The organism is Hymenobacter coccineus (genome assembly GCF_001816125.1).
Classification (GTDB): Bacteria; Bacteroidota; Bacteroidia; order Cytophagales; family Hymenobacteraceae; genus Hymenobacter; species Hymenobacter coccineus.
This window is the reverse complement of record NZ_MDZA01000139.1, coordinates 1-5959: the sequence shown is the minus strand read 5'-3', so window position 1 is coordinate 5959 and position 5959 is coordinate 1. Positions and strand designations below refer to the sequence as shown.

The following is a 5959-nucleotide window of genomic DNA, read 5'->3' as shown; positions in this document are numbered from 1 at the left end:
GCTTGGCCTTGCCCCAGGGGCAGGCAGGCATAGGCAAGACCAAGCACAGCTTGGTGGTACAGCCCCGGGGCCCCATGACGTGCGCTGTAAAACGGAGTGGCACCCCGTGGCCGCGCGAATGATTAACGGAGTGCCACTCCGTTTTACAGCAGTCGGCTGGGGGGCCTATTTATCCCAGTACACGCGGGTCAGCAGCACGTCGGGGCCCTGGCGGGCAATGGCGGCGGCGTACGAAACCGGGTTCAGGTTCTGCTCGGAAACCGGGTACAGGAACCGGCGTGGAAACTGCCCGCCGGTGGCGTTGCCGGGGTAATTGTTGGGCGTGAGGGCCGGGTAGCCGGTGCGGCGGTAGCTGGCAAACGACTCCTGCGCATCCGGGAAAATACTGACCCAGAACTGCGTATAAATCTGCTGCATCTGCTGCGGGAAGCCGGTCGTCACCAGCTGGTTGCGGCCCACGTAGGCGCTGATTTTGCTGGCCGGCAGCGTGCCGTCGCTCGGGCTGATGATGCTCCACTGGCGCAGGGCCGCGCCCACGCCGCTGGCGTAGAGGGTGGCCGGCGTGCCGCCCGACCAGCCCCGCAGGGCCGCTTCGGTCTGCAAAAAGTACGATTCGGCCGCCGTGAACACCAGCACGGGCGAGTTGCGGAGCAGCACGGTTTTGGGGTTGGGCTCGCTCAGCCGGGCGAAGTTGGCGGGCTTGGCGCCCAGGTTGGCCGGCATGCCCTGCTGCTTGGCAAAGGTGGTATCCGTCACGTTGGGCGAGCCGCCCGTGTACACCACCGACACGATGCCCAGGCGCGGGTCGCGGGTTTGCTTGAGGTAGTCGATAAACACGTCCTGGTACTTGCCGCCCTCCTGGTTGGTGCTGCCGTTGGCGGCAATGTAGTCGCTGATATACAGGTTGTAAGCCACCGGGTTCTGGTTGATAATTTGGCCGGTGGCCAGGTACGTCACCTTGGCAATGTCGGCGTCGGCCGTGATGACGCCGCCGGCCAGGGCCTTGGTGGCCCAGGTTTGGGCCCCGGCGAGGTCCACCTTGGTCAGGCGCAGGCCCAGGCGCAGCATCTGGGAGTAGGCAAATTTCTTCCACTGCGCCGTGTTGCCGGCGTAGATCAGGTCGGCCGCGCCGAAGGTGGGCTTGGTGGCGTCCAGGCTCTGGGCGGCCTCATCCAGCTCCTTGAGCAGGTCGGCGTAAATGGCCTGCTGCGGGTCGTAGGCGGGCGTGAACTGGTTGTCGGTGTAGCCCAGCGTGGCCTGCGCGTACGGAATGTCGCCGTACACATCGGTGAGGCGGCTGTAGCAGTACACGCGCCAGATGCGGGCCTCGGCCAGCAGGTTCACCTGGGCGGGGTCGTCCTTCACGGCGTTGATGATCAGGGACAACTCGTTTAGGGCCCCCGGGTAGGCACTGGTGAACGACGACGACGAGCTATTGACCTGGCTGGCAATGTACTTCGAGCCGAAGCCCGCCACGTCGTTGAAGCTCGTGGTGTACTGCATGGTGCCCAGCAGCAGCAGCAGCGAGTTGGCCACCCCGTCGTACTGGGCCTTGGTGAACAGGTACTCCGGCGTGAGGGTGCCCACGGCGTTGGGGTTGGCGTTCAGCTCCACAAAGTCCTTGGTACACCCGCTCAGCCCGGCGAAGGCGACCAGCCCAAAGCCCGTGAGCAGCTTACACTTAGATAGAAATGCGTTCATGGTAATGGACGAAGGAATTAGAATTTAACGGACAGGTTCACGCCGTACGACCGGGTGCGGGGCAGGCCAATGGACTCCAGGCCCTGGTAGTTGCCGTTGCTGAAGCTCTGCTCGGGGTCGAAGTCGGTGTGCCGCAGCAGCGTGGCCAGGTTGCGGGCCACGAAGCCGATGGTGGCCGATTGCAGGTTGAGCTTGCTGATGTGGAAGGCCGGCAGGTTGTAGGAAAAAATGACCTGGCGCAGCTTGACGAAGCTACCATCGTGCAAAAACAGCTCGGAGTAGTTCTTGTAGTTGTCGTAGTAGCCGCGCAGGCCGCTCACGGGCACCGTGCGGTTGTAGGCACCGCCGTCCTGGGTCACGCCGGTCAGCTCCAGGCCCGACTCGCGGCCCGCCAGCGTCGATTTCAGCAGGCCCAGCCGCGTTTCGTACACCTCGCTGATGGAGAAGACCTTGTTGCCAAACTTGCCGTCGAGCAGCAGGTTCAGCGAGAAGCGCTTGTAGCGGAAGTCATTGCTGAAGCCCATCGTGAGTGGGGCCACGCTCTTGCCCAGCGACTGCAAGCCGGTGGCCACCGGAAACCCGCTGGTGGCGTTGAACACGGTGTTGCCCTGCGCGTCTTTCAGAATCCGGGTGCCCACAATCTCGAAGGCTGACTCGCCCACGATGTTGTTGATGTTGCCCCAGTTGCCCACCGTGCTGGCCAGGTTGATGGACGAGATGCCCTCGGCCAGGCTCAGCACCCGGTTGTCGTTGTAGGCCATGTTGTAGCTGGTGTTCCACGAAAAATTCGCGATTTTCACGGGCGTGCCGCTCACCAGCACCTCAATGCCGCGGTTGCGCACCCGGCCCGCGTTCAGGTACACGCTGTTGTAGCCCGAGGTGGGGCTGATGGTCGAGTTAACGATGTCCTTGTCCGTCAGGCGGTTGTAGTACGTGAGGTCGAAGCTCAGGCGGTTGCCCAAAAATTGCCCTTCGATGCCGCCCTCCGTGGTGGTGGAGAGCACGGGCCCCAGGTTGGCGTTGGTGATGCCGGCAATGCCGGAGCCGGGCGTGTTGCTGCTCACGTTTTGCAGCGGCTGGCCCGAGCTGGGCACGTTGCTGTAGGTCAGGTTCACGGCGTAGGGGTCGGGGGCCCCCTGGCCCACCTGCGCAAACGCGCCCTTGAGCTTGAGCAGGTTCACGGCCTCGGGCAGCTTCAGCACGTCCGAGAGCACGAGGCTGGCGTTGGCGCTGGGGTAGAACTGGCTGTTGTTGGCCGGGCTCAGCGTGGAGTACCAGTCGTTGCGGCCGGCCACCGTCAGGTACAGCCAGCTCTTGTAGTTGAAGTCAGCCGAGCCGAAGGCCGAGTTCACTTCCTGCCGCGACGAGAGGGCCAGCGTGGTGCTCGAGGCCAGGTTGTTGTAGCTGTAGAAGTACGGAATGGTGAAGCCGATGCCCGTCTGGTCCAGTTCGTTCAGCTCGGAGTGCCGCCGGTTGACGCCGCCCAGCACCGAAAAGCCGAAGTCCTTGATTTGCCGGTGGTAGGTGGCGGTGGCCAGGCCGTTGAGCTCCGTCACGTCCGACTTAATGCCCACGTACTGGCCCGTAAGGGCGTAGAGCGTGCCGGTGGGCGTGATGTTGGCGTAGTTGTAGTCGTAGTGGTCCTGGCTGACGGTGCCCTTGAGGACCAGGTTGGGGAACAGCTCGTAGCTAACGGAGCCCTGCCCGATGAAACGATTTTTGCGGTCGTCTTCCTGAAACTTGTTGATGACGAAGTAGCCGTTGGTGGCGATGCCGGCGTCGTTCCACACGGTTTCGTTGCCATTGGCGTCGTAGCCGGGGTTGAGCCAGCGCACGTCGGCCGTGTTGGCAATCATGTAAGGCGACCAGTTGGGGTTGGCGGAGGCGTCGCCGGCGCTGGGCCGGTTGTGGGCCGTCTCGATGTTGTACTGCGCCAGGGCCTCGAAGCTCAGGCGCGGGTTGAGCCGGCCGCTCAGGTTGAGGTTGGCGGTTTTGCGGTTGTAGCGGCTACCGGGTAAAATGCCTTTGCTGTCCAGGTCGGCCAGCGAAAACCGGTACGAAATAGCTTCCGTGCCGCCCGAGAAAGCCACGGTGTTGGTGGCCGTGCGCCCGGTACGGTAGTAGTTTTTCAGGTTGTCCTTCTGGGCTACGTAGGGGTGCGTCAGGCCATCAACGCCCACGTAGTCCGTCGAGCCATCAATTTTGGAGCCCCATGAGCGGCGGCCCGTAGCCTGCGCTGCGGCCAGCGTGGTCGGCTTCACGCCGCCGTCGCCCTGCCCGTACTCGTACTGAAAATCAGGTAGTACCGAAATAGATTCCAGCGTTTCGGACGTGTTGTATTCCACGCCAATGCCCTTCTGGGCCCGGCCCTTTTTAGTGGTAATCAGGATCACGCCGTTGCCGCCCCGCGAGCCGTAGAGGGCCGCGGCCGTGCCGCCTTTTAGGACGGTGATGGACTCGATGTCGTCGGGGTTGATGCTGGCAATGCCGTCGCCGCGGTCCACGTTGGTGCCCCCGCCGTTGGCGCTGGGGGCCTGCCCGGGCACCGAGTTGTCAATCGGCATGCCGTTCACCACATACAAAGGCTGGTTATTGGCCGTGCCCGAGAGCGAGCCGTTGCCGCGGATAATCACCCGGCTCGAACCCCCGGGGCCCGTCGACAGGCCCGATACGTTGACGCCGGCCACCTTGCCCGTCAGGGCGTTGGCCACGTTGTTTTCGCGGGCCTGCGTCAGGTCCTCGCCCTTCACCTCGGTCACGGCGTAGCCCAGCGACCGTTTCTGCTTGCTGATGCCCAGGGCCGTTACCACGACTTCGCCCAGGGCCTGCTCGTTCTTGGCGAGCTTCACCGTGGCCAGCGCCGTGCGGTCGGTAATAATCAGCTCGGCGGTGGTGTAGCCCACAAACGACACGACCAGCGTAATGGACTTTTCCTGGTTGGCAGCCGGGATTTTCAGGTCGAAGTTGCCGTCCGCGTCGGTAGAAGTGCCCACCTGGGTGCCGCCCTTCAGGATAACGGTGGCGCCCGGAATGCCGGTGCCGTCTTCGGCGAAAACCACCCGGCCCCGCACGTTGTCGCCGGGGGCGGGGGCCCCCAGGGGCGCGCCCAAAGCAGCATAAATAACGTATTGCCGGGCCGTTATCTTTTTGAAGTTGAGATTAAACGCCCGCAATAATTGGCTCAGGTTGTTCTCAACGCCAATGGCCGAGTTCCCGCTTTCGCCCGGCTCCGCCACGAACTTATCGTTGAGCAGGCCCTCGCGGAAGGCAATCTGGATGTGGTACTGCCGCTTGAGCTGGTCCACGGCTTCCTTCAGCGACGTGCGGGCCAGCGGCGTGGCCTGGGGCGAGGCGTCGGCGTAAGATAATTCCGGCGCCGACGCCTTGCTGGCCAAGGCCCACTGCGCCGAACCGGTCACGGTCTGGAGTAGTAGCAGCGGTACTGCTCCCCATTTTAAACAGCTTGTCGAGTCGAGTTTTCTCATGCTTTGTACGTTAAAATGGTGAGGTGAAAAGGATTAGTTGACGATGATTTGGTTGCCGTTCTGGTAAATGCTCACGTGCAGCGACGCCGAGATGGTTTCCAGCAGCGCGGCCACGCCCGCCACGTTGATCTCGCCCTCTATGCGCAGGTCGGCAGCTTCGGGATGGGCGTACTTAACCTGGTAACCGTAAGCATCTTGCAGCGTCTGGAGCATGTCGCCCAGGCGGCCGTCGGTGAAGCTGAACTGGTGCTGCGACCAAGTGGTGAGCTGCTCGGGGTGGGCCAGCTTGCGGGGCGCGGAAATGCGACGGGCCGCGTACTCCACGTAGTCGCCGGGGGCCAGCGTCAGGGCGGTGGGGCCCTGGTGGGGCCCGGCGGCGGTCAGCCGGATTTTGCCGGTTACCAGGCCCACGTGCACCCGGCCCGGCCGGTCGTTCACGTTGAAGGTGGTGCCCAGCACCTCTACGTTCAGGCCGCGGCAGTGCACCACAAACCGTTCGCCGGGCAGCACCCGGGCCGGGTCCTGGTTCAGGTGCGCCACCCGGAAATACCCCTCGCCCCGCAACCACACTTCGCGCGCGCTCCGGCCCCAGCCGCGCCCGTAAGTCAGCGAGGAGTTGCCGTTCAGCACCACCTGCGTGCCGTCGGGCAGGGCCATGGACTTGACCTCGCCGTAGGCCGTTTGAACGTGCTGGTCCTGGCTGTACCACAAAATGGCGGAGCCCACGCCCAGCGGCACCGCCGCCGCCGCAATGCGCAGCAGCGCCGGCACCC

3 protein-coding genes are annotated in these 5959 nt (G+C 63.9%); all 3 read right to left on the bottom strand.

The window, feature by feature from the left end:
* Positions 1-165 precede the first annotated feature (165 nt).
* Positions 166-1701: a SusD/RagB family nutrient-binding outer membrane lipoprotein gene (locus tag BEN49_RS09995; protein ID WP_070742891.1), complete on the bottom strand. Its 1536-nt coding sequence runs from the start codon at positions 1699-1701 to the stop codon at positions 166-168.
* 17 nt (positions 1702-1718) lie between these two features.
* A complete protein-coding gene (locus BEN49_RS09990; RefSeq protein ID WP_070742889.1) occupies positions 1719-5186 on the bottom strand; it encodes a SusC/RagA family TonB-linked outer membrane protein in 3468 nt (1155 codons plus the stop codon).
* Positions 5187-5219: 33 nt separating this feature from the next.
* The coding region (locus tag BEN49_RS09985) for a FecR family protein (protein ID WP_125916695.1) at positions 5220-5959 on the bottom strand (740 nt) is incomplete at its 5' end.